The organism is Chryseobacterium indologenes (assembly GCF_002025665.1).
In the GTDB taxonomy this organism is placed as follows: domain Bacteria; phylum Bacteroidota; class Bacteroidia; order Flavobacteriales; family Weeksellaceae; genus Chryseobacterium; species Chryseobacterium metallicongregator.
Window position 1 is genome coordinate 4,481,222 of the sequence record NZ_CP018786.1, and the last position, 25,340, is coordinate 4,506,561.

A 25,340-nucleotide genomic window follows, 5' to 3' on the forward strand; every position below is an offset into this window, starting at 1 on the left:
AAAATAATTTCAAATCCCAAATTTCAAATCATTAATTTTAGTTAAGGTCTTCGAATTCTTTCTTAGAACCAACAATAACGTTCTGATACTCTTTAAGACCTGTACCTGCAGGAATTCTGTGACCTACAATTACATTTTCTTTAAGACCGTTAAGATCGTCTACTTTACCAGCAACTGCTGCTTCGTTAAGAACTTTCGTTGTTTCCTGGAACGATGCTGCAGACATGAATGACTTAGTCTGAAGGGCCGCTCTTGTAATACCTTGTAGTACAGGAGTTGCAGTAGCAGGAAGAGCTTCTCTTACTTCTACTAGACCTAAATCTTCACGCTTCAACTTAGAGTTTTCGTCTCTTAATTCTCTTGCTGTAATCATCTGACCTGGTTGGAATTCTTTAGAATCACCAGCATCTACTACAACTTTAAGACCGAATACTCTGTTGTTTTCTTCTAAGAAATCAAACTTGTGTTCAAGAGCTCCTTCAAGGAATTGAGTATCACCTCCATCTACGATAGATACTTTCGTCATCATCTGTCTTACGATAATTTCGAAGTGCTTGTCGTCGATTTTTACCCCCTGTAGACGGTAAACTTCCTGAATTTCGTTTACTAAGTATTCCTGAACGGCAGTTGGACCTTTAATTCTTAAGATATCTTCCGGTGTGATAGAACCGTCAGAAAGTGGAGAACCTGCTCTTACGAAGTCATTTTCCTGAACAAGAATCTGGTTAGAAAGTTTTACTAAATAAATTTTTCTTTCTCCAGTTTTAGCCTCAACAATAAGTTCACGGTTACCTCTCTTGATTTTTCCGTAAGAAACTACCCCGTCGATTTCAGTAACAACCGCTGGGTTTGAAGGGTTTCTTGCTTCGAATAATTCGGTAACTCTCGGAAGACCTCCGGTGATATCCCCTGCTTTTGCAGATTTTCTTGGGATTTTGATTAAGACTTTACCAGCCTTAATTTTTTCACCATCGTTAACCATTAAGTGGGCTCCTACCGGTAAGTTGTAAGCTTTTTGCTCAACCCCTTTAGAGTCTACCACTTTCAAGGTAGGTACGGCTTTCTTATTTCTAGATTCGGAGATTACTTTCTCTTCAAATCCTGTTTGTTCGTCAATTTCAAGTTGGAATGAAATACCCTGGATGATATCCTCGTATTCTACCTTACCTGAAGTTTCAGCAATGATAACCGCGTTATACGGATCCCATCTACAGATTGTATCTCCTTTCTTCACTTTATCACCTGGTTTTACAGATAATATAGATCCGTAAGGTACGTTAGCTACCATTAATGGAGTTCTGGACTCATTATCAGCAACTAATCTGAATTCTGTTGAACGAGACACTACAACCTCAGCTGTATTACCGTTTTCATCTTCAGAAGTAATTGTTCTTACCTCGTCCATTTCTACGATACCATCTCTTCTTGCAACGATAGATGGGTTTTCTGATACGTTACCTGCAGTACCCCCTTGGTGGAAGGTTCTCAACGTAAGCTGAGTACCTGGTTCCCCAATTGACTGTGCTGCAATTACACCTACCGCTTCACCCATATGGATCACTTTACCTGTTGCTAAGTTTCTACCGTAACATTTCGCACAGATACCTTTCTTAGCTTCACAAGTTAATGGTGAACGAACCTCCACAGCTTCTAATCCTGCTTCTTCGATTCTCTTCGCCAAAGATTCAATGATCACCTGATCTGCACTTGCAATAAGCTCGTCAGTTTCAGGATCGTAAATATTATGAAGGGATACTCTACCTAAGATTCTTTCAGAGATTCTTTCAACGATCTCATCATTTTTCTTAAGTGCAGTAACTTCTGTACCTCTTAGTGTTCCACAGTCGTCTTCTGTAACGATAACGTCCTGTGCAACGTCTACCAATCTTCTCGTTAAGTAACCAGCATCAGCTGTCTTAAGAGCGGTATCCGCAAGACCCTTACGAGCACCGTGGGTAGAGATAAAGTACTCTAGAATCGAAAGACCTTCCTTAAAGTTTGCAAGGATCGGGTTTTCGATGATCTCCGCTCCGGTAGAACCGGCTTTCTGCGGTTTTGCCATCAAACCTCTCATCCCTGATAACTGACGGATCTGTTCTTTAGAACCCCTCGCTCCAGAGTCAAGCATCATGTATACAGAGTTGAAACCACCTTGGTCAGTTTTCATTCTGCTCATGATCATTTCAGTTAATCCTGCGTTGGTATTTGTCCAAACGTCGATTACCTGGTTATAACGTTCTGTATCGGTAATTAGACCCATGTTATAGTTAGCTCTAATTTCGTCTACAGTTTCAATTGAACTAGCAATCATCTGTTTTTTCTCAACAGGAACTACAATATCCCCTAGTGAGAAAGAAAGACCTCCTTTGAATGCGTTTGAATACCCTAGGTCTTTCATTGCATCAAGGAACTTCACAGTTGTAGGGAAATCTGTATCAGCAAGGATCTTACCGATAACGTTTCTCAATGATTTCTTAGTCAAAAGTTCATTGATATATCCTACCTGCTTAGGTACAATCTGGTTGAATAGGATTCTACCTACAGAAGTTTCGATCAATCTTGTAACGATTTCTCCATCTTCTTTGATAGGTAGTCTACATCTTACTTTAGCATTTAAAGATACTCTACCTTCAGCGTAAGCAATTTCTGCTTCTTCAGGAGAATAGAATGCAAGACCTTCTCCTTTTACTTTCATCGTCTCAGTAGAGCTTAATTCTTTAGTCATGAAATAAAGACCAAGAACCATGTCCTGAGATGGTACTGTAATTGGAGAACCGTTTGCAGGGTTCAAGATGTTTTGAGAACCTAACATCAATAACTGAGCTTCAAGGATTGCTTCTGGTCCTAGTGGCAAGTGTACCGCCATCTGGTCACCATCGAAATCCGCGTTGAAGGCCGTTGTTACTAATGGGTGTAGCTGGATTGCCTTACCTTCGATCATCTTAGGTTGGAAAGCCTGAATACCCAGTCTGTGAAGCGTAGGTGCTCTGTTCAATAGAACAGGGTGACCTTTCATCACGTTTTCAAGGATATCATAAACTACCGGTTCTTTTCTGTCGATAATTCTCTTTGCAGATTTTACTGTTTTTACAATACCTCTTTCAATTAGTTTTCTAATGATGAATGGTTTGTAAAGTTCAGCTGCCATATCTTTAGGAATACCACATTCGTGAAGCTGTAAGTTTGGACCTACAACAATTACCGAACGCGCAGAGTAGTCAACCCTTTTTCCTAGTAGGTTCTGACGGAAACGACCTTGCTTACCTTTCAATGAATCAGAAAGTGATTTCAATGGTCTGTTTGATTCAGATTTTACTGCAGAAGATTTTCTTGTGTTATCGAATAATGAATCTACTGATTCCTGAAGCATACGCTTCTCGTTTCTCAAGATTACTTCAGGAGCTTTGATCTCCAATAATCTCTTCAAACGGTTATTTCTGATAATAACTCTTCTATAAAGGTCATTCAAGTCAGAAGTAGCGAAACGTCCTCCATCCAATGGAACCAATGGTCTTAGTTCTGGTGGGATAACAGGAAGTACACGCATGATCATCCACTCTGGTCTGTTGATCATTCTTGTATTAGCACCTCTTAATGCTTCTACAACGTTCAATCTCTTAAGAGCTTCTGTTCTTCTTTGTTTTGAACCTTCGTTGTGAGCTTTGTGTCTCAAGTCGAAAGACAATGCATCAAGATCGATTCTTTTTAATAGATCTTCTACAGCTTCAGCACCCATTCTGGCGATGAATTTGTTTGGATCAGAATCATCAAGATATTGGTTTTCTACAGGAAGAGTTTCCATGATGTCAAGGTACTCTTCTTCTGTAAGGAATTCCATATTTTCAAAATCAGAACCGTCCAATTTTTTAGCAATACCCTGCTGAATCACTACATATCTTTCGTAGTAGATGATCATGTCTAATTTCTTAGAAGGAATTCCTAAAAGGTATCCGATTTTGTTTGGTAATGAACGGAAATACCAGATGTGTGCAATTGGAACTACAAGGTTGATGTGCCCGATTCTCTCTCTTCTTACTTTTTTCTCAGTAACTTCTACTCCACAACGGTCACAAACGATTCCTTTGTAACGAATTCTCTTGTATTTACCACAAGCACATTCGTAATCCTTTACAGGACCAAAGATTTTCTCACAGAATAGCCCGTCTCTTTCAGGCTTGTGAGTTCTGTAGTTAATAGTTTCCGGCTTTAAAACCTCCCCTCTTGAGTCTTGTAAAATAGACTCCGGTGAAGCTAGACCGATGGTTATTTTATTAAATCTACTTGATTTATTTTTATTTGACATAATTTTATTTTTGATTATAAAGATTAAAGATTGAAAGCGTTACACTTTCGCTCTTATCATCTCGGAGTTGATTAATTCTTTAATTTTTAGTAATTAAATCTTTAATTTACTCCTCCAATCTTACGTCTAATCCAAGACCTTGTAACTCGTGAAGTAATACGTTGAATGATTCTGGAATACCTGGTTCAGGCATAGATTCACCTTTCGCAATTGCTTCATAAGTTTTTGCTCTACCAATCACGTCATCCGACTTCACAGTCAAGATCTCTCTCAAGATGTTAGATGCACCGAATGCTTCAAGTGCCCAAACCTCCATCTCTCCGAATCTCTGACCTCCGAACTGAGCTTTACCTCCTAACGGCTGCTGAGTAATCAATGAGTAAGGACCAATAGAACGTGCGTGCATCTTATCATCTACCATGTGTCCTAGTTTCAACATGTAAATGATACCTACTGTCGCAGCCTGAGTAAATCTTTCTCCGGTACCACCATCATAAAGGTGAGTGTGACCGAATTTAGGAAGACCTGCTTTCTCAGTATATTCAGTAATCTGATCAAGACTTGCTCCATCGAAGATTGGCGTAGCGAACTTCAATCCTAATTTTCTACCAGCCCATCCAAGAACGGTTTCGTAGATCTGACCGATGTTCATACGCGAAGGTACCCCTAGTGGATTCAATACGATATCTACTGGTGTTCCGTCTTCAAGGAATGGCATATCTTCTTCACGAACGATTCTTGAAACGATACCTTTGTTACCGTGACGTCCTGCCATTTTATCTCCTACATTCAGTTTACGTTTCTTAGCGATGTAAACTTTAGCCAACTTCATGATCCCTGCCGGAAGCTCATCTCCGATTGAAATTGCAAATTTCTCACGGTTTTTAACTCCCTGGATGTCGTTATATTTGATTTTGTAATTGTGAATCAATTGTTTGATCAACTCATTCTTGTCAGCGTCAACTGTCCAGTCTGAACCGCTAACGTTTACATAATCTTCAACTGAAGTTAATAACTTGTGAGTGAACTTCACACCTTTACCGATGATTTCTTCGTCCAGGTCATTTTGTACCCCTTGAGAAGTTTTACCGCTTACCAGTGTGTTTAATTTTTCAATTAAAGTATTTCTCAACTCATCAAACTTAGCCTTGTAAGTGTTTTCAATTTCTTCAAGTTTAAGTTTTTCTTCAGTTCTTTTCTTTTTGTCTTTAATGTTTCTGGAGAACAATTTTTTGTTGATAACAACTCCTCTTAATGAAGAGTCAGCTTTCAATGAAGCATCCTTCACATCACCAGCTTTATCACCGAAGATTGCTCTAAGAAGTTTTTCTTCAGGAGTCGGGTCAGATTCACCTTTTGGAGTAATTTTACCAATCATGATATCTCCAGGCTTCACTTCAGCACCGATTCTGATCATACCGTTCTCGTCAAGATCTTTAGTAGCTTCTTCAGATACGTTTGGAATATCTGCTGTAAGTTCTTCCATACCTAATTTGGTATCACGAACTTCAAGAGAATACTCATCCACGTGGATTGAAGTAAACCAGTCTTCACGTACAACTTTTTCGTTGATTACGATCGCATCCTCGAAGTTGTATCCTTTCCAAGGCATGAACGCTACCACTAAGTTTCTACCAAGAGCTAATTCTCCTTTTTCAGTAGCATAACCGTCGCAAAGTACCTGTCCTTTTTCCACTACATCACCTACTCTTACGTTTGGTCTTAGGGTAATGGTTGTACTCTGGTTAGTTTTTCTAAACTTAGTAAGGTTATATGTTTTAGTAGCAGACTCGAATTGTACTAAATCTTCGTCTTCGCTTCTTTCATATTTAATAACGATTCTGTCAGCATCTACGTACTGTACTGTACCTGTACCTTCAGCGTTAATTAAGATTCTTGAATCTCTTGCAACTTGTTGCTCAAGCCCTGTACCCACGATTGGAGCCTGTGGCTTCAATAGAGGAACGGCCTGACGCATCATGTTAGATCCCATCAATGCACGGTTCGCATCATCATGCTCAAGGAACGGAATTAATGAAGCCGAAATACCAGAGATCTGGTTTGGTGCAACATCAATAAGGTTAACCTGAGATGGCTCCACTACAGGGTAGTCACCATCTAATCTTGCAATAATTCTATCTGTTAAGAAATCACCGTTATCGCTCAATTCAACGTTTGCCTGAGCAATTACTTTGTCTTCTTCGTCTTCTGCATTAAGGTAAATAGGATCAGCATTAAGATTAATCTTGCTGTCTTCTACTTTTCTATATGGAGTTTCGATGAAACCTAGTCTGTTGATTTTAGCATAAATACCTAGGGATGAAATCAAACCGATGTTTGGTCCTTCCGGAGTTTCAATCGGGCAAATTCTTCCGTAGTGAGTATGGTGAACGTCTCGAACCTCGAAACCTGCTCTTTCTCTTGATAAACCACCAGGCCCTAGTGCAGATAATCTTCTCTTGTGAGTAATTTCTGATAGAGGGTTGGTTTGGTCCATGAACTGAGAAAGCTGGTTGGTACCAAAGAATGAGTTAATTACAGATGTTAATGTCTTAGCATTTACAAGGTCAAGTGGAGTAAAGATTTCGTTATCTCTAACGTTCATTCTTTCCTTGATTGTTCTTGCAATTCTTGAAAGACCTACTCCGAACTGTCCAGCTAATTGCTCACCAACAGTTTTAATTCTTCTGTTTGATAAGTGGTCAATATCATCAACCTCAGCTTTAGAGTTTACAAGCTCGATTAAGTGTCTTACGATAGCAATGATATCTTCTTTTGTAAGAACTTCAGTTGTAGTTGGAATATTAAGACCTAACTTTTTGTTCAATCTGTAACGTCCTACTTCACCTAATGAATATCTTTGCTCAGAGAAGAATAATTTTTCAATGATTCCTCTTGCAGTTTCCTCATCTGGTGGATCTGCATTTCTTAACTGACGATAAATATACTCTACCGCTTCTTTTTCAGAGTTAGTAGGGTCTTTTTGTAATGTATTCTGGATGATAGAGAATTCGTTGCTGTTTTCTTTGTGAATCAGGATTGATTTCACACCAGCATCAAGAATAAGATCTAAGTGTTCTTTTTCAAGAATAGTTTCTCTATCCAAGATGATTTCGTTTCTTTCGATAGAAACTACTTCACCTGTATCTTCGTCTACGAAATCTTCAAACCAAGTGTTCAATACTCTCGCAGCCAATGTTCTCCCTTCTACTTTTTTAAGGGCAGCTTTAGAAACTTTCACTTCTTCAGCAAGGTCGAAGATCTGAAGGATATCCTTGTCAGATTCATAACCAATCGCTCTTAATAGAGTTGTTAATGGTAATTTTTTCTTACGGTCGATATACGCGTACATTACGCTGTTGATATCTGTTGTAAATTCCATCCAAGATCCTTTGAAAGGAATAATTCTTGAATAGTAAAGTTTGGTTCCGTTTGCGTGGTAAGTTTGTCCGAAGAATACACCAGGTGAACGGTGAAGCTGCGTAACGATAACTCTTTCAGCACCATTGATGATAAAAGAACCACTTGGCGTCATATAAGGAACCGGACCTAAGTATACGTCCTGAACCACTGTTTGGAAATCTTCGTGTTCCGGGTCAGTACAATACAATTTAAGTCTAGCTTTTAGAGGAACTGAATAAGTAAGTCCTCTTTCCACACACTCATCGATTGAATAACGTGGAGAATCTACCAGATAGTCTAAGAATTCTAATACGAATTGGTTTCTTGAATCCGTAATTGGGAAATTCTCTTGGAAAGTCTTGTAAAGAGCTTCTGTCTTTCTGGCTTCAGGAAGTGTATCAAGCTGGAAAAATTCTCTGAAAGACTCTATTTGGATATCCAAAAAGTCTGGAGTGATGATTTTTCCTTTCGCTGATGAGAAATTAATTCTCGGATTTCCTTGAGTTGTTGATTTTGTTTTACTCATAAAACTTTTAAGAAAGGGTTAAAAAATATTTTGATTCATTAAAAAATATCAGAAAAGAACAAGAAACAAGATAAAAGTAAAAGGTAAAAGTGTTTTTGGCGCTCACAAAGGACCTTAAGCTCTTTTAAACTTTGTATAGAGTTCTTTCTAACTGCAACGCTGGTATATCTTTTCACAGCGTAATGCAAAATATTTTTATTACTTTTGAGGCAGTATTACCGCAGTATTTATATACACGAAATCCCTTCCATGTTTTACACAATGAAAGAGTTGATTTTCAGTATTTTATAAATTTACAAACAATTTTTCGCGCCAAAAGAGGGGCAAAGATACAAAAACTTATCCACAATAACAAATAAAACCTCTCATTTTGAGACTCTTAAAACAAGAGAGGCTGCCCAAATATGAGCAACCCCTCCACAACACAAGCTAATCCTATGATTATTTCACAATAACCCTATAAGATTTTATTTTTGATTTAGTTTCTATTTTAATAATATACACTCCTGCAGGAAGTGAAGAAGTATCAATACCTGTATGGGCATTAAAATGATCTGCTTTAACAACCTGTCCCTGTGCAGAGAACAAAGTATACACTCCTTCTTCCTCTGAGACAATTCTAAGATTTTCTCCTGCTTTTACCGGATTCGGGTATACTTTTACATCATTTGCTGCTTCAATAATTTCTGCGGAAGTAATTTTTGCCGTATTGGATGCATTTTTCAATAATGAAGCATAAGGTGAAAGCGGGGAATCCGGAGAACCTCTTTTTACAAGATCTGTATCTACTACAGCCTGAATTCCGTCTTTATCTTTATCATTAATGGTAGAGATGAATCCTCCTCCTAATGTATCCAGGTTTGCTTTTCCGATCTTATAAAGGTCAGGTTCTGAACCATCGGAAGTAATATCCAGAAAGTCCGGTTTATCATCTCCGTCTGTATTTTTGATTGGATATTTCAATACACCTGAATCAGGTGAAGTTTCAAGAATATCAGCAATTCCGTTTTTACCTACCGGAACATTGGCATCAATGATACCGTTATGATCTGTATCAATCTGGTTGATTACTGAGTTTGGAATTCCAGATTCAAATAAATCTAAGATACCATCATTATCAGAATCAAGGTCAAGATAATTAGGAACAGAATCTCCCAATACCGGCGTCAGCAGAATATCTCCTTCATTATCATCATCCTGGAACTTTCCGTTTTTATCAAAGTCTTCTATTGCATCCGGAATTCCGTCATTATCAGAATCCAGATCACAGGCATCTACAATGCCGTCACCATCTGTATCGAGTGCAGGAGATTTGTCATTTACGACTGTACATCCTTCCGCACAGTCAGGGATTCCGTTTCCGTTATTATCTATACTGTCATCTCCTCCCTGGCACTGATCAAAGCAGTTCGGTACACCGTCACTATCATCATCTCTGCTCGCAAAGGCATTGTAGATATAATAGTTTTGAGGAATACGAATAGCCGTTCCGCTGTTGAAAGTGATTTTAATACGGTTAAAAGGTTTTGTTGATTTTCCTCCAACATAGAATTTATTGGAATTCGTTGTAAAGAAATTTCCACTGATAAGACTTCCTGAACTCGTAAAAGTATCTGTCAAAGTATTTCCGTTGTACAAGGTCACAGTGATATTTTCCAAAACACTTACTCCAAGAAGGTTTCCTGCTTTTTCTACCGTAAATCCTGCCATTGTATTGGCGGGAAGTACTGCATTAGTTCCTACCGTAGCAAATGCTGAGAAAAGGCTAAAAATAGAAGCAGCCGGAACAGTAGCCGTGGCATAATTGGAAGGATTATTATCTACAATCGCTTCAGGATTGGTCATTTTAGCTAAAATAAGACCAAGGAATCCTGGGCCCGATGTCCATGGAGTACCTGTAACCAAATTTCCAGGTACAGAAGAGCCACTGGTCTGAATTTTATCATCACAATCACAAGAAACTGGTTCTTCGAAAGCATAATAGACTTTCAATGCTCCTAAATTAAATCCTAGGGTTTGAGTAACTTTTAATCTTACTTCATTGAAAGGTTTAGTAGTCGTTAAGGTAACTTTTTGTTTTCCTGAGCCATAACCTAATACTTTTATATTAATTAAACCTCCTCCGTCGGACAACTGTTTTGAGTCCTGAAGCTGGCCAAAAAGATAAGTTTCTATGGTAATATTTTTTAAAAACTCTGCACTTAACAATTTACCCTGATCATCCGGTTCTATTACAAAACCTGTTCTGTTTCCTGCAGGGTATGTCTGGTTTTTGTCTAAAACGCCTACCGAATAAGAGCCCAATAATCCTACTGGCAGAACAATTGATCCATAAGAATTTTTGTTCCCGTCGCCTATTTTTTCTTTATTCTGAACATAAGAAAGTGGAGCCAGAAAACTGCTGCTTCCGGATACATTTCCATCCACACCGCTTCCAGCAATAATATCGTCACAAATACCATTGTTATCTGTAGGTACTTTTGTTGGATCAAATGCAAATGCATAATATACATTCATTGCACTGAATATGGAAAGAACATTGGTCTGATACAGCCTTACTTCATCAAATTCTTTTGAAGTTTTGAAATGAAGAAATATTCTGTTTTTACTTCCCCCGAATGCAGGTACTGACAAAAGCGTACTGCTGGTAGTCGTTTCCTGAAGAACTCCATTTTTATAAGTACTGATTCTCAAAGAGCTTAAAAGATCAACAGTAATAAAACTTGTCCCAAGATCTACATTGAAACCGGTAGTATATCCCGCAGGATAAGTTGTATTTTTATTTTTTACAGAGATTCCGTTTCCGCTTAAAAGAGAAGCGAAATTTCCCATGCTTACACTATTATCAAGACTTGCATCCACTACGGGATTCATACTTCCGTTATAACATGCGAGACATATTCCTGAATTATTGACAGGTTTTGCCTCCACACCCATTCCACGGATTGGTTCATAGCCCTGCTGTGCCAATACTCCTGCAAACATCGTCAGCGTCATGAGCAGCACAGCTAACTTTTCGAATAATTTTCTGGTCATTTTTTATTTTTTTAAGGTTTGTGTTTTTATTGAATTAGTAAAGTGCCTTCCAGTTGGAACCGTTACAGCCCTCATGAACTTTAGCAGTTGTATTATATCGGATTGCGCCTTCTTCAGCTGCTGTACATGCTGCATTGGCACCGGAAGCAATTCCTTTCATCTGAAGAGCTGCTCCTGTAGAAGTAGCCGCTGTAGGAGCCATATTAATTCCCAGTATGGTATCTGTTCCGTTTCCTTTATTAAAGAAAACATGTTCCTTATTAGCATACACCATTTGTCCTGCAGCAGCCTGACCTGAAAATCCTATAGCAAAAGCTTCCGTACCTGTCGCTGTATTTGCCGAACCAACAGCTATATTGTTTAATGAAGTAGTATTTCCGCTCCCAATGGCAATACCGCCATTGTTATTGTGATTATTTCCGATTGTCAGCCCTGTGAGTCCTGTTACCGTATTCAGATTTCCAAAAACAAGGTTATTAGCACCTGTTGCTGTATTGTTATTTCCTATTACTTTAGCTCCATTATTTGCTGCATTGTTTAATCCAATAGCTACAGCCGGAAAATTTCCCTGTGCAGAAACGGTATTATCTTTTCCAAGGGCAATATTTGAGGAAGTACTGTTTGTAAGGGTATTGTTTGATCCCCATGTCAATGAAGCATAAGAACCTGATGAAGAATTAGCATTTCCACCCTGCAGGGTTCCGTTAATATCCAGGATTCCTTTTACGTTTTTCTGAGTTGCCAAAACCAAGTTCTGACTGTCATTAGTTCCCAGGTAATTTCCAGTTCCAATGTCTGTTCCTAAGGTTGCAGTACTTGCTACTGTTCCTGTGTTCCCTACTAGTCGCCAGTTTCCGCTTAAGTTGCTCCATTTCGAGCCGTCAAAATAATAGTAGCCTGGTGAAACAACATCTACAGTTTGTCCTGTAGGAGCAGTCTCAGCTGCTGTAACATATACTATTGCTCCGGTTTGAGCTGCAGTGTAGTTTTTAGCTTTTAATTGTATTCCTGTAAGCCTTGGGGCAATCACACCGTCGAGTTTGCCTGGATTGGAAGGTGATCCTACTATATCAAAAGTTGCCTGTGGCTGATTAATATTAATCCCTACCTGAGCGATTATTGGAAAACTTACTGATAACAGAGTGATGGTTAATAATTTGTTTTTCATTTCTAATGATGTTTGCTGTTTTTATGTAAATGTGTTTTTTTGAAAAGGCAATTCTCAGGCATTCTCATCTAAATCATAAATGAAATAACAGTTTATGCTGTAAGAAGGCGATTAAAATTGTAAGGAATGTTATAGAATAAGGGAAAGAATTGGTTTATCAGGAATTTTGATAATAAATTTAAAACCGTCAACCAGTTTAATGGAATTGCTGTAGAACTTTTTAACGTCTTTAAATATCGGGCAAACGTTCTCCCTATATTGCTGGCACGAATAGCTCCATTTATTTGAAATGCCTATAAGTTTTATAGTATTAAAGAAAGGGAATTTATGTTGGGAATCTTTGTTGTAAAATATATGAGTTCCATTTTGATGAGCAGAAAGACATTCGGAAACAGACCCATCATTTTTGGTTTCAGAACACAGATGAACAGAAACATCAGCTAAGTAACCCTGCAGATGATTTTTAATATCTGTACGATATGATAACTCAGGTTTTGTTCTCATTACAGATATCAACTTAGTGTTTAATTTTCCTACAGCTGCCAGAAGCAACAAAAGTGTAATCTTACGGCCGTAGGAAAGAAAATAATTTCTATCCAATTATATTGTGTTTTTTCGATACAAATATAATATATTTTCAATCAAAACAACACTTTATTAATAAAAATTCACACAAAATGATCGAAAATAAAAATAAAAATAAAATATTATGTTAATTATTAAATAATATTCAATCGTAAAAAGATATGTTAAAATTGGAAATAATAATATTAAAATACTGTTACAAAATAAGAATCACATTTACAAAGACTTACATACAAAAAAAGCCCGGGCATTTGCCCGGGCTTCTATATTTATAATAAAATTGAAATTATTTCAATTCTACTTCAGCACCAGCTTCTTCTAATTGCTTCTTAAGAGCTTCAGCTTCGTCTTTAGAAACACCTTGCTTAATTGCAGCAGGAGCTCCGTCTACGATATCTTTAGCTTCTTTAAGACCAGCACCAGTTAAATCTTTTACTAATTTAACGATAGCTAATTTAGAAGCACCTGCAGACTTAAGAATTACGTCGAATTCAGTCTTTTCTTCAGCAGCTTCACCAGCAGGACCAGCCATTACTACTGCAGCAGCAGCAGGCTCAATTCCGTACTCATCCTTAAGGATAGCAGCTAATTCGTTTACGTCTTTTACAGTTAGGTTTACTAGCGTTTCAGCTAAATTTTTTAAATCTGACATTGTTGTAATGTTTTTGTTGATTATTTATTTAATTTTTTGAGTGTAATTATTCAGCACTTGTTTCTTCAGTGCTTTCTGCAGCAGCTTCTGGAGCTTCAGCAGCAGGAGTTTCTTCTACTACAGGAGCAGCTTCTTCAGCTTGAGCTTCTACAGTTTCAGATTTGTTTTGAAGAGCAGAAACAACTCTCTGGATTGGAGACTGAAGTAATCCGATGATTTCACCGATCATTTCTTCTCTAGACTTGATGTTAGCCAACATATCTAGGTTATTGTCACCAACATAGAAAGTTTCTTGAACAAAAGCAGACTTTAAAGCTGGCTTTTCTTCTTTCTTTCTGAATCCTTGGATCAATTTCGCAGGAGCGTTTGCTGTTTCAGCAATCATTAACGCTGAGTTTCCTTTGAAAGATGGGAACATTTCAGAGTAATCTACTCCTTCAATTTGCTCCATTGCTTTTTGTAAAAGTGTATTTTTCACCACTTTCACTTTGATATTTTGCTTGAAAGCTTGTCTTCTGAAATCTGAAGATTTACCAGCGTTCAAACCTTCTAAATCTGCTACGTATACTACTTTTGCATCCTGAAGCAAATCTTTGATCTCTTGTATTGCTACAACTTTTTGGTCTTTTGTCATTGTCTTAAGGATTATTATTAGTTAACAGATTTAGTATCAATTGCAATACCTGGGCTCATTGTAGAAGATAAATAGATGCTCTTCACATAAGTTCCTTTAGCAGCAGTTGGTTTCATTTTGATCAATGTCTGGATTAATTCCTGAGCATTTTCTTTGATCTTAGCAGCATCGAAAGATACTTTACCAATACCTGCATGGATAATACCATACTTGTCTACTTTGAAATCAATTTTACCTGCTTTAACTTCAGTTACTGCTTTACCAATTTCCATTGTTACAGTTCCTGATTTAGGGTTTGGCATTAAACCTCTTGGACCTAATACTCTACCTAATGGACCTAATTTACCCATTACAGCTGGCATAGTAACGATAACGTCAACATCTGTCCAACCTTCTTTGATTTTTTGTAAATATTCGTCAAGACCTACATAGTCAGCACCAGCAGCTTTAGCTTCTGCTTCTTTATCTGGAGTTACAAGAGCTAATACTTTAACATCTTTACCAGTACCGTGAGGAAGAGATACAACACCTCTTACCATTTGGTTTGCTTTTCTTGGGTCTACACCTAATCTTACAGCGATATCTACTGAAGCATCAAACTTTGTAGTGTTCACTTCTTTTACAAGAGCTGAACCTTCTTCAAGGTTATAGATTCTTCCTTTTTCTACTTTGCTTAAAGCTTCCTTTTGCTTTTTAGTTAATTTTGCCATTTCTTTAAGTTTTAAGCGTTAGTTGGTTTAGTTCCTGTTACTCTTAATCCCATAGATCTAGCAGTACCTGCAACCATAGAAAGAGCAGAGTCCATTGTAAAACAGTTAAGATCCGCCATTTTATCTTCAGCGATTTTCTTTACTTGTTCCCAAGTTACAGAACCTACTTTGTTTCTGTTTGGTTCACCAGAACCTCCCTTGATCTTAGCTGCATCCATTAACTGAATCGCTGCAGGTGGAGTTTTAATAACGAATTCAAAAGATTTGTCTTCGTATACTGTAATTACTACAGGTAAAACTTGCCCTGGCTTATCTTGGGTTCTTCCGTTAAATTGCTTACAAAACTCCATGATGTTCACACCTGCAGAACCCAATGCTGGACCTACTGGTGGAGAAGGGTTAGCTGCGCCACCTTTCACCTGAAGCTTTACCATTTTAAAGACTTTCTTAGCCATTGTTTGTTTTTTAAATTTGAATAATTAATGAGTTTGGAAGCATTTATTATTCAGTAGGTTATGCACTCACATAACAATAAACCTACTTTTTGGACTGCAAAAGTATAAAATATTTTTGAAATAGCAAACGGAAATTGCTGATTTTTAAAAAGTTTTAGAAAAAAAATAAATCTTGCTCATTATGGTATAATTTAAAATACAGCCAGAAAAATAAAAACGGTTATTTGCATTAAATAACCGTTTTAAAATATTTTTAAAATGAAAGGCTGATTAAAAACCGGAAGGTTTATTAATTGTTTTTGTAGAACCGTCATTTCCTCCAAGATCATCATTGATGTCGCTTATATTTTGCTTTTCAATCAATCTTCTGTAGGCCATCAGATAAAGGTCAACCGTAAAGTTGTTATAAGTTCTTGATGGTGTAGAGGTATTGGTAGCAATCATTCTGCTATCTGTAAATCTTGCTCTTACGTGCCATGTTCCATTACTTTTGAAGGCTACTACATCCGGAGATCCCTGTTTATTGTCATTCACACCATTATCTCCGTAATCAAGCATTACGCTGGTATTTCCATCATTCAGCTTAAATGAATAGTTGTGAAGTATAACCAAAAAGTTGTTGGCATCAATTTTAGTATCATAATCCGTAATTCCTGTCCCAGGTACGCCGGTAAGGGTAAGTTTAAGATAATTGAACAATCCGCTGCTTTCCAGAGCCGGATCATACAACTGTAAAGCATTCTGTGAAGTTGCTAAAAAGCTACCTCCTGTCATGGTAGGTTCTCCCGGATTTCTCAAGTACAAAGAATTCGTATATGTTTTTCCATTAACATCAAGTGTTTCTGTAGGATTAGCTGTATTCACCCCTACTTTTCCTTTCTGGGCATTCAAAAATATCCCAAGGCACATGATTATTGTGATATAAATTTTTCTTTTCATAGTTTTTTTATTGAAGCCCTAAAGGCGTATTGGTTGATACTCCCGAATATCCCGGTGAAGCAGATGCTGAAACAGAACCGTTAAAAGTTCCCCAGTCTTTCACTAATGATTTTTCAAATACATTTAGAGTAAGTGTCCAGGTTCCATTGATGGAGGAAACAGTTCCAGCTCCTTTAAAAGCCAAATTAATAGCATGGTATTTTTTACCTCCACTGGTTACCTGTGTAATTTCAGTTGCATAGGAACCATACGATTTTGGGCTGGTGGTGGTATTCGCTGCTGAAACCGCTCCTGTAAAAACAGCACCTGTAATAGCCACCACATATTTACTCGCATCTAATCCTGTATTGAGATTCACCACTTCATCCTGTCTCACATTTTTCAATACAACATTATACATATTTACAGGTGCTACATTACGGAGCGATATATCCAGCAGCTTTACCTTACCTACCGGCGAAGAATCTTTTGATCGGGTAAGAAGAAGATAATTTCCTCCTGCCTTTGTATTTTCAGTATCTATTAAATAGGATTCTACTAATGTTTCCCCTTCAACGTCCAACGTTCCTTTAGGTGTTGTAGTATTGATTCCTACTTGTGCATTTATACTTAAAGCAGCAAAACCCGTGAAGAGTATTGCAATAATATTTTTCATATAGTTTATGTTTTTATTGAATTAATGGAGCTGTTGCAGCACCAGTAGCTGCCCCACTAAGGCTTTGTGTTGAATTAAAATCTTTGGCATACGATCTGTCAAACACCAATAAGTTCAGTGTCCAGACACCTGTAGGGAAAGAATTATCAGGGGCGAATCCCTGGTAATCTGCTTTAAGCTTCCATGTTCCTCCTGACGAGTAGGCAAAGATCTGAGGCATTGGAGTAAGCCAGTCAGCAGAATACGTTCTTGTAGGCTGTGTAAATCCAAAAGAAGAGATTACTACCAAAAACTTGCTGGAATTGATCTTTGTGTCAAATTGATTTACCCAATCTTTGTCTGTAGGATCACAGGTAATTTTGAACTGAATAAGATTAATAGGTGCCGGTGAGTTAGGTACAAAAGAATCATTGTACGCAGTAATTTTGTTTTCCGGTGCTGGAGACTTGATAATGAAAGTGTAATTCTCGTCCGCTTTCAATTTTTCCAGGGGTTGTTTAAAAACAATTCCTGATGTCTTCATTGTACCGTTCACGGTAAGCTCCTTTTCTGGCGTCGCAGTATTGATACCAACCTGCGCACTCACGAGCACAGATGTGCTCACCAGAGTGATCATCGAAATAATTTTTGTCATAGGGTTATGTGTTTATATAAAAAGCTTGTGTTTTTGAATAACTGATCCGAATTTTATATTTATTTAATAACATAAATTAACCATACCTCTGTTACCAGTGCATGAAATAAAAAATATATAAAATTTTATGGAATAGTTAACAGCTTGGTTGCAAGAAGTATGCCATCTGAAGGTGAATTAAGCAATTAAAAAAAACTCAATACTTAAAAAGAAAATATTATCACTAAATGGTGATAATTAAATTAAAGCAAAGTACACTATAGAAGTAACCAAGAGAGGTATGAAAATTGAAAATCAACAAAATAATATTAATAAACTTAAAAAAACTCTAACAACAGGGAAAAAATATAAAAACTAAGTTTCAATATTTCATTATGAATTAATAGTATTATAGAACTACTTAAAATTCATCACCAAAGAAAATTGAAAGAGAATATATATGAAAAAAGACCGCTTAAAAAGCAGTCTTTTTATATTTTATAAGTAATGTATTATACTTTTTCTACTTGCATGTAGCTTAATTCCATTGGAGTTTTTCTACCGAAGATCAATACAGAAACTTCAATTTTCTTTTTGTCTTCAAGAATCTTCTCAACTGTACCATTGAATCCGTTGAAAGGTCCGTCGATTACTTTAACGTTTTCACCTACTACATAAGGAATTTCAACATCGCTTGCAAATTCAGAAAGTTCATCCATTCTTCCAAGCATTCTGTTAACCTCTGATTTTCTCATTGGAACAGGATCTCCTCCTTTTGTTAAACTCAAGAAAGAAATAACTCCTGGGATATTTTTAATAACGTGAGGAATCTCTCCCATCAGGTCAGCTTCAATCATCAAGTAGCCAGGATAGTAAGGTCTCTCTTTAGGAACTTTTTTACCGTTTCTAATTTGGATCACCTTTTCCATAGGAATAACCACTTGAGTAACGTACTGCTCAAACCCTAGACGTTTGATTTCTGTCTCAATATAGTTTTTCACTTTATTTTCCTGTCCGCTGATTGCTTTCAGCACATACCATTTCAATTCGCTCATTATGGAAAATACTTAATTATTAATTGAACAAGTTGATTAGCATTCCTATTATGTTGCTGATTGCTTTTGAAAACAATTCATCAACTCCAAAGGTAAATAAAGCCAGAATAACTGTCGCAATAGTCACTACAATTGTAGAAGACTGAAGGTCAGCCCATTTTGGCCATTCAACTTTATGTCTGAATTCGTTATAAGAACCTTTTAAAAAATCGACAAATGAACTCATAATTTATATTTGCACGGGCACAAGGATTCGAACCCTGATCAACGGTTTTGGAGACCGGTATCCTACCATTGGACGATGCCCGTAGTTAAAAAAAGCTCCGTAAAGAGTGTTCCTTACGGAAGCTTTTTTATATTGTTTTAGATGTGGATTAGTCGATGATTTCAGTTACCTGACCTGCACCTACTGTTCTACCACCTTCTCTGATCGCGAATCTAAGACCCTCGTTAAGAGCGATTGGCTGAAGTAATTCAACAGTGATTGTTAAGTTATCACCAGGCATTACCATTTCTACACCTTCTGGTAAGAAGATCTCACCTGTAACGTCAGTAGTTCTAACGTAGAACTGAGGACGGTACTTGTTGTGGAATGGAGTGTGACGTCCACCTTCTTCTTTAGAAAGGATATAAACCTCAGCTTTGAATTTTTTGTGTGGCTTAACTGAATCTTTCTTAGCGATAACCATACCTCTCTTGATGTCAGTTTTTTCAATACCTCTCAACAATAGACCTACGTTATCACCAGCTTCACCTCTGTCTAGGATTTTTCTGAACATCTCAACTCCTGTAATAGTAGAAGTTAATTTTTCATCACCCATACCTACGATATCAACTGGATCACCAGTGTTGATAACACCAGCCTCGATTCTACCAGTTGCTACAGTACCTCTACCTGTAATAGAGAATACGTCTTCGATTGGCATCAAGAATGGCTTATCCTGATCTCTAACAGGCTGCTCGATCCATGTATCAACTGCATCCATTAATTCTTCAACAGTCTTAACCCACTTCTCGTCTCCGTTAAGAGCACCAAGAGCAGATCCTTGGATCACTGGAGAGTTATCTCCGTCATATTCGTAAGTAGATAATAAATCTCTAAGTTCAAGTTCAACAAGCTCTAAAAGCTCAGCATCATCCACCATATCAACTTTGTTCATGAAAACAACGATTCTTGGTACGTTTACCTGACGGCAAAGTAGGATGTGCTCTCTAGTTTGAGGCATTGGTCCATCAGTTGCAGCACATACTAAGATCGCTCCATCCATCTGAGCAGCACCAGTTACCATGTTCTTAACATAGTCGGCGTGACCTGGACAGTCAACGTGTGCATAGTGTCTGTTTTCAGTTTCGTACTCGATGTGAGCTGTATTAATAGTGATACCTCTTTCTTTTTCTTCTGGAGCAGAGTCAATAGCAGAGAAGTCTTTTTTCTCAGCAAGACCTTTGTTCGCTAATACACTACTGATAGCTGCAGTAAGTGTAGTTTTACCATGGTCAACGTGACCAATAGTACCAATGTTCAAGTGTGGTTTGTTACGATTAAACGTTTCCTTTGCCATGATTTAAAATTATTTATTTATTGTTTTTCAAATTTTCGGTGTGCAAATATAATGAATTTTTAAATACCAAAAACTTTTTATTAAAAAAACTTTCAATATTCTCATCCAGTGAAGGACAAACCTTATATTTAACGTATTGAGACTGCAAATTTACACATTTTTCCGAATAGAAAAAATCCTTAGAAACGTTTTATTAAAAATATAAACTATCTCGTTAATTATGAATAGGATATACAGAAAAAAAAAATATTGATCATTACCTGTATACATAAATCCTAGTGCAATATTTTCTCGTACATATAAAGATAACAACTAAAATTAATATTATGAGAAAACTATTACACATGTATTTAGCCTTGTTTGCTATTACAACATTATTTTCATGTGATCATTCAGATGAAAACACTATGTCAGAAAATATACCTCAAGGCCCGGATCTTATGGTGTATGGAATAACAGCAATGAACGAACTTGTTTATTTTAATGCCAACAACCCCAAAATGTTTACATCAAAAACAGCTGTAACCGGTGTTGCCTCAGGAGAAAAATTATTAAGTATAGACTTCAGACCTGCAACAGGGGAATTATATGCATTATCCAATGCCAGCAAATTATATATCATCAATACCTCCAATGCTTCGGCAAGACCGATAAGCTCAACAGCATTTACGCCTATGATCTCCGGAACAATAGCTTCTATTGATTTCAATCCTACCGTTGACAGAATTCGTCTGGTGAGTAATTCGGGACAAAATCTGCGTTTACATCCGGAAACCGGAGCTGTTGCTGTTACTGATATTCCTATTAATGGAACAGGAAGCGCTTCAATAACAGGATTAGCCTATACCAACAGTAAAGCAGGAGCTGCTACGACTATTTTATATGATATTGATCCGATGCTGGGAAAATTATATAAACAGGATCCACCCAACAATGGAACTTTGGTAGAGATTGGAAGTCTTGGCACTACTTATACAGGACAGGTTGCCTTCGACATCAAATATGATAACAGTACTGCTCTCTTGGCTTTCAATGATAAACTGCATATTCTGGATCTGAATAATGGAAAAGCAACTTCCATAGGATCTCTCCAGCAGGGAATAATCGATATTGCCATTCCTACAGAACCGGTAGCGTATGCCATTGACAATTCGAATAATCTTCAGATTTTCAACCCGAATAGTCCAATGCCTGTTTCCAAGACTGTAACAGGATTACAAAGTGGTGAAAATATTTTGGGAATAGATTTCCGTCCTGCCAACGGACAATTGTATGCTTTGGGCAGTTCAAGCAGAATTTATACAATTAACTTGGGAACAGGTGCTGCTACTGCTGTGGGGACCACTCCTTTTACCACTCTGCTTTCAGGAACTGATTTTGGATTTGACTTTAACCCAACTGTTGACAGAATAAGAGTAGTAAGCAATACTGGACAAAATCTCCGACTCAATCCAAACGATGGAACAATTGCTGCTGCAGATCTCGCATTAAATCCGGGAAGTCCAATGATAAGTGCAGCTGCCTATACCAACAATTTTGCAGGGGCTACTACAACAACCCTGTTTGTCATTGATCATAATACGGATAAATTATATCAGCAAAATCCACCCAATAACGGAACTCTAGTTGAGACAGGATCTTTAGGAATCAATATTACAAATGCTAATGGTTTTGATATTGGAAGTATGAGCCAGAAAGCCTACTTAATGGCATCGGTAGGTTCATCTACAAAAATTTATACTGTTAATACAACAACAGGAGCAGCTACTTCTGTTGCTGATTACCCCAATACTGTAAAAGCTTTTGCAGTGGGGTTAGGATTTTAAACTCATCCTTTTTTTATTTCAATAATGGAGAAGCGCGGAAAACAAAGTTTTCCGCGCTTCTAACTAATATATAAATGAAAGATTAATTAAATCTGACTGAGCTTTTTTGTTCTGTTGAAGATCCAGAAGATAATTGGGAAAATAAGCAGGGTAAGCACAGTGGCGGTAATCAGTCCTCCGATAATGACAATGGCCAATGGTTTCTGAGACTCCGATCCGATTCCTGTAGACAAGGCTGCCGGCATCAGTCCGATGGAAGCCATAAGCGCTGTCATAATGACGGGTCTTGTTCTGGATTTCACTCCATTTAAGATGGCGGTGTCTATATCCATTCCGTCTTTAACATTCTGATGAAACTCTGTGATGAGAATAACCCCGTTCTGAATACAAATTCCCAGAAGAGCAATCATCCCTACTCCGGCAGAAATTCCAAAATTAATTCCGGTAACATGCAAAGCAATAATTCCTCCAATCAAAGCAAAAGGTACGTTTGCTAATACCAGAAGAGAATCTTTCATATTCCCAAACAGAATAAACAACAGGAAGAAAATCATCAGAATACTCACGGGTACTACCTGTGCTAACCTGTGCGAGGCACGCTGCTGGTTTTCAAACTGCCCTGTCCATCCTACAGAATAACCATCAGGAAGGTCAATAGTTTCCACTTTTTTCTGGGCATCCGCAATGGTGCTTCCCAAATCTCTGTCACGAATGGAGAATTTAACTCCGATATATCGTTTGATATTATCTCTGTAAATAAATGCAGCTCCGTTATCTTTAACAATGGTACTTATTTCTTTTAACGGAATTTTTGCTCCATCCTGTGTAGGAACCATCAAAGCAGCAATATCATTTTCATTGGTTCTGTATTCCTGAGAATAACGAAGACGGATCGGGAATTTTCTTTCCCCGTCAAACATTTCAGAAGCTGTTTTTCCTCCAAATGCCATTTCCAGCACAGCTTGTGCATCCGCAGGCATTACTCCGTAAGCAGCCATTTTATCTCTATCTAAAACTACACTTACTTCAGGTTGGCCGATATTTTTAATAATTCCCGGGTCTTTTACTCCTTTCACATCTTTAATCTTCAGTAAGACTTCATGGGCTAATTTATCCAGAGTTTCCAGGTTATCACCATAGATTTTGATTCCGTTTTCAGCTTTAAAACCTGCTACAGCTTCTGCTACGTTATCCGAAATCGGCTGAGAATAGTTGAAGGTAATTCCCTGATAACTTCTAAGTTTTTTGTCTATTTCATTGATCAGTTCGTCATAAGTAATCTTACGTTTCCATTCTTCTCTTGGCTTAAGATTCACCGCAAACTGTACAAAACCAAATCCGTTGGGGTCGGTTCCGTCATTACTTCTTCCGGTCTGCGCAAGAACATCTGTTACTTCGGAGAAGCTCATAATATCCTTCTTTAAAAGGTCAGCAGTTTTCAAAGATTCTTTTAGTGATGAGCTCATCGGCATTTCTGCAGTGATCCATAATGAACCTTCATTCAACTGGGGTAAGAATTCTGTTCCTAAAAATTTACCGGAAAACAGAGTGACTGCCAGGAAAGAGATCGCCACGATCATACTCATTTTTTTGTGCCTGAATGTTAAATTAAAGCCTTTCAAAACGATTCTGTCCCAGAAATTAACAAATGGATTATTTTTTTCTCTTACATTTTTATTTAAAAGGATATGAGAAAGAACAGGAACTAATGTTAAGGTAAATATCAACGCTCCCATTAATGCAAATCCTAATGTAAATGCCAGAGGAGAGAACATTTTTCCTTCTACTTTCTGAAATGAGAAAATAGGAATCAGAGAGGTGATGATAATTAATTTCGAAAAGAAGATTGCTTTTCCTAATCCGGTTCCGGTCTGCTTGATCCAGCCTCCTTTTGCGAGTTTATTAAACTTCTCCATTCCGTACCGCTTCGCTTTATGATCGAGCATTACGAAGAGACCTTCCACCATGACGACGGCTCCGTCTATGATAATCCCGAAGTCTACAGCACCTAACGAAAGTAGATTGGCACTCATCCCGGCCAGTTTTAAACATAAAAAAGCAAATAGCAAGGACAGAGGAATGATGATGGAAACAATCAGGGTTGTTCTCCAGTCCGCCATAAAGATTAAAACGATTACCGTTACCAAGACAATTCCTTCAATAAGATTATGCATTACGGTATGTGTAGTAAAATCCATCAGATTGTCACGGTCATAGAAAGTGACCATTTTCACATCTTTCGGAAGTACTTTTTCGTTAAGTTCTTTAATCTTTGCTTTCACTCCTACCAGAACTTCCCTTGGATTTTCTCCTTTTCTCATCACAACGATTCCTTCTACTGTATCGTCATGATGATTCAAAGCAGCCTGTCCTACTCTAGGCATAGAGCTTTCATGAACTTCTGCTACATTTTTTACCAAAACAGGGTTTCCACTGTCATTCTGAATGGTAATATTTCCGATATCTGCTACAGATTTCACCAAACCAATCCCTCTTACCACATAGGCCTGACCATTTTTTTCAATAACATCACCTCCTACATTCAGGTTACTCTTTGTTACTGCATCATATACCTGAAGAGGTGTCAGATTGTATTTATCCAATGCTCTAGGATCAATACTGAGTTCAAAAACTTTATCCTGTCCTCCGAAAACGTTGATATCTGCTACACCGGGAACTCCTCTTAGAGCACGGTCTATCACCCAATTTTGCAGGGTAAGCAGTGTTCGGGAGTCTTTTGTTTTACTTTCCAGCGTATATCTGAAAATCTCACCGGTTGGCCCGTAGGGTGGCTGTACTTCAGGGTCTACCTCATCAGGAAGGCTAATGGTTCTTAACTGGTTATTGACCTGATTTCTGGCAAAAGTATCATCCACCCCGTCGTCAAACAGAATTTTAACAATGGAAAGTCCAAACATGGTCGTACTTCTCACACTTGTTTTTTTCTGAACCGGGCTCATCGCCAACTCGATGGGTGTCGTGACAAAACGTTCTACTTCTTCTGCACTACGTCCATTCCATTGGGTGATGATTACAATCTGGGTATTGGTTACATCCGGAAAAGCCTCAATAGGCATATTTTTGAAACTTATAAAACCGGAGATGGCTAAAATCGCTACCCAGATAAAGGTAAATGCTTTATTTTTTAATGAAAAAGCGATTATATTTTTTATGAATTTATTCATGATAGATACATTGATGACCTAAAAAAGCCGTTAA

Annotated in this window: 17 protein-coding genes and 1 tRNA gene; 1 reads left to right on the forward strand and 17 read right to left on the reverse strand. The window is 37.6% G+C overall.

From position 1 onward, the window contains the following. Nucleotides 1-37: 37 nt before the first annotated feature. The 16 genes from rpoC to tuf form a co-directional block, all read right to left on the reverse strand. The gene (gene rpoC, locus BUE84_RS20235) at nucleotides 38-4,303 is read right to left on the reverse strand and encodes a DNA-directed RNA polymerase subunit beta' (RefSeq protein WP_079243258.1); all 4,266 of its coding nucleotides are present in this window, start codon (nucleotides 4,301-4,303) and stop codon (nucleotides 38-40) included. Between the two features lie 106 nt (nucleotides 4,304-4,409). Beyond that, nucleotides 4,410-8,231: a DNA-directed RNA polymerase subunit beta gene (gene rpoB, locus BUE84_RS20240; protein ID WP_079243259.1), complete on the reverse strand. Its 3,822-nt coding sequence runs from the start codon at nucleotides 8,229-8,231 to the stop codon at nucleotides 4,410-4,412. 441 nt (nucleotides 8,232-8,672) lie between these two features. Further along, nucleotides 8,673-11,267, reverse strand: a complete 2,595-nt coding sequence (locus tag BUE84_RS20245; RefSeq protein ID WP_079243260.1) for a T9SS type A sorting domain-containing protein — start codon at nucleotides 11,265-11,267, stop codon at nucleotides 8,673-8,675. 34 nt (nucleotides 11,268-11,301) lie between these two features. Beyond that, nucleotides 11,302-12,435, reverse strand: a complete 1,134-nt coding sequence (locus BUE84_RS20250; protein WP_079243261.1) for a hypothetical protein — start codon at nucleotides 12,433-12,435, stop codon at nucleotides 11,302-11,304. Between the two features lie 129 nt (nucleotides 12,436-12,564). Beyond that, on the reverse strand, nucleotides 12,565-13,035 hold the full coding sequence (locus BUE84_RS20255) for a hypothetical protein (protein ID WP_079243262.1): 471 nt from the start codon (nucleotides 13,033-13,035) through the stop codon (nucleotides 12,565-12,567). Between the two features lie 271 nt (nucleotides 13,036-13,306). Beyond that, a complete protein-coding gene (rplL, locus tag BUE84_RS20260; RefSeq protein WP_034693192.1) occupies nucleotides 13,307-13,672 on the reverse strand; it encodes a 50S ribosomal protein L7/L12 in 366 nt (121 codons plus the stop codon). 46 nt (nucleotides 13,673-13,718) lie between these two features. After that, a complete protein-coding gene (rplJ, locus tag BUE84_RS20265; RefSeq protein ID WP_062675819.1) occupies nucleotides 13,719-14,306 on the reverse strand; it encodes a 50S ribosomal protein L10 in 588 nt (195 codons plus the stop codon). 17 nt (nucleotides 14,307-14,323) lie between these two features. Beyond that, a complete protein-coding gene (rplA, locus tag BUE84_RS20270) occupies nucleotides 14,324-15,016 on the reverse strand; it encodes a 50S ribosomal protein L1 (RefSeq protein WP_002976422.1) in 693 nt (230 codons plus the stop codon). Between the two features lie 11 nt (nucleotides 15,017-15,027). Beyond that, nucleotides 15,028-15,471 (reverse strand): 50S ribosomal protein L11, encoded by a 444-nt coding sequence (gene rplK / locus BUE84_RS20275; RefSeq protein ID WP_047435399.1) that lies wholly within the window; start codon nucleotides 15,469-15,471, stop codon nucleotides 15,028-15,030. 270 nt (nucleotides 15,472-15,741) lie between these two features. Beyond that, entirely contained in the window at nucleotides 15,742-16,410 is a 669-nt protein-coding gene (locus BUE84_RS20280; protein ID WP_079243263.1) for a hypothetical protein, read from the reverse strand. Nucleotides 16,411-16,417: 7 nt separating this feature from the next. Continuing rightward, nucleotides 16,418-17,065: a hypothetical protein gene (locus BUE84_RS20285; RefSeq protein WP_079243264.1), complete on the reverse strand. Its 648-nt coding sequence runs from the start codon at nucleotides 17,063-17,065 to the stop codon at nucleotides 16,418-16,420. A 13-nt stretch (nucleotides 17,066-17,078) separates the two neighbouring features. Beyond that, entirely contained in the window at nucleotides 17,079-17,699 is a 621-nt protein-coding gene (locus BUE84_RS20290) for a hypothetical protein (protein WP_079243265.1), read from the reverse strand. 491 nt (nucleotides 17,700-18,190) lie between these two features. Then, complete coding sequence (gene nusG, locus BUE84_RS20295) at nucleotides 18,191-18,733, reverse strand: transcription termination/antitermination protein NusG (RefSeq protein ID WP_002976412.1); 543 nt, start codon at nucleotides 18,731-18,733, stop codon at nucleotides 18,191-18,193. Nucleotides 18,734-18,752: 19 nt separating this feature from the next. Continuing rightward, the gene (gene secE / locus BUE84_RS20300) at nucleotides 18,753-18,959 is read right to left on the reverse strand and encodes a preprotein translocase subunit SecE (RefSeq protein WP_002976410.1); all 207 of its coding nucleotides are present in this window, start codon (nucleotides 18,957-18,959) and stop codon (nucleotides 18,753-18,755) included. A 12-nt stretch (nucleotides 18,960-18,971) separates the two neighbouring features. Continuing rightward, nucleotides 18,972-19,042: transfer RNA gene (locus BUE84_RS20305), tRNA-Trp, on the reverse strand. Nucleotides 19,043-19,107: 65 nt separating this feature from the next. Continuing rightward, the gene (gene tuf, locus BUE84_RS20310; protein WP_034693176.1) at nucleotides 19,108-20,295 is read right to left on the reverse strand and encodes an elongation factor Tu; all 1,188 of its coding nucleotides are present in this window, start codon (nucleotides 20,293-20,295) and stop codon (nucleotides 19,108-19,110) included. Between the two features lie 326 nt (nucleotides 20,296-20,621). On the opposite strand from tuf, the gene BUE84_RS20315 reads away from it, so the two are divergent. Then, a complete protein-coding gene (locus BUE84_RS20315; protein WP_079243266.1) occupies nucleotides 20,622-22,121 on the forward strand; it encodes a DUF4394 domain-containing protein in 1,500 nt (499 codons plus the stop codon). 86 nt (nucleotides 22,122-22,207) lie between these two features. On the opposite strand, the gene BUE84_RS20320 is transcribed toward BUE84_RS20315, so the two are convergent. Beyond that, nucleotides 22,208-25,306 carry an efflux RND transporter permease subunit gene (locus tag BUE84_RS20320; RefSeq protein ID WP_079243267.1) on the reverse strand — a complete coding sequence of 1,033 codons (3,099 nt, stop codon included), beginning with the start codon at nucleotides 25,304-25,306 and terminating at the stop codon, nucleotides 22,208-22,210. Between the last annotated feature and the right edge of the window lie 34 nt (nucleotides 25,307-25,340).

Coding starts and splice junctions, on each gene's coding strand:
- rpoB (WP_079243259.1), bottom strand. CDS start 8,231: ATGAGTAAAACAAAATCAACAACTCAAGGAAATCCGAGAATTAATTTC.
- rplL (WP_034693192.1), bottom strand. CDS start 13,672: ATGTCAGATTTAAAAAATTTAGCTGAAACGCTAGTAAACCTAACTGTA.
- rplJ (WP_062675819.1), bottom strand. CDS start 14,306: ATGACAAAAGACCAAAAAGTTGTAGCAATACAAGAGATCAAAGATTTG.
- BUE84_RS20285 (WP_079243264.1), bottom strand. CDS start 17,065: ATGAAAAATATTATTGCAATACTCTTCACGGGTTTTGCTGCTTTAAGT.
- rplA (WP_002976422.1), bottom strand. CDS start 15,016: ATGGCAAAATTAACTAAAAAGCAAAAGGAAGCTTTAAGCAAAGTAGAA.
- BUE84_RS20315 (WP_079243266.1), top strand. CDS start 20,622: ATGAGAAAACTATTACACATGTATTTAGCCTTGTTTGCTATTACAACA.
- rplK (WP_047435399.1), bottom strand. CDS start 15,471: ATGGCTAAGAAAGTCTTTAAAATGGTAAAGCTTCAGGTGAAAGGTGGC.
- BUE84_RS20245 (WP_079243260.1), bottom strand. CDS start 11,267: ATGACCAGAAAATTATTCGAAAAGTTAGCTGTGCTGCTCATGACGCTG.
- BUE84_RS20290 (WP_079243265.1), bottom strand. CDS start 17,699: ATGACAAAAATTATTTCGATGATCACTCTGGTGAGCACATCTGTGCTC.
- BUE84_RS20320 (WP_079243267.1), bottom strand. CDS start 25,306: ATGAATAAATTCATAAAAAATATAATCGCTTTTTCATTAAAAAATAAA.
- BUE84_RS20250 (WP_079243261.1), bottom strand. CDS start 12,435: ATGAAAAACAAATTATTAACCATCACTCTGTTATCAGTAAGTTTTCCA.
- rpoC (WP_079243258.1), bottom strand. CDS start 4,303: ATGTCAAATAAAAATAAATCAAGTAGATTTAATAAAATAACCATCGGT.
- tuf (WP_034693176.1), bottom strand. CDS start 20,295: ATGGCAAAGGAAACGTTTAATCGTAACAAACCACACTTGAACATTGGT.
- secE (WP_002976410.1), bottom strand. CDS start 18,959: ATGAGTTCATTTGTCGATTTTTTAAAAGGTTCTTATAACGAATTCAGA.
- BUE84_RS20280 (WP_079243263.1), bottom strand. CDS start 16,410: ATGAAAAGAAAAATTTATATCACAATAATCATGTGCCTTGGGATATTT.
- nusG (WP_002976412.1), bottom strand. CDS start 18,733: ATGAGCGAATTGAAATGGTATGTGCTGAAAGCAATCAGCGGACAGGAA.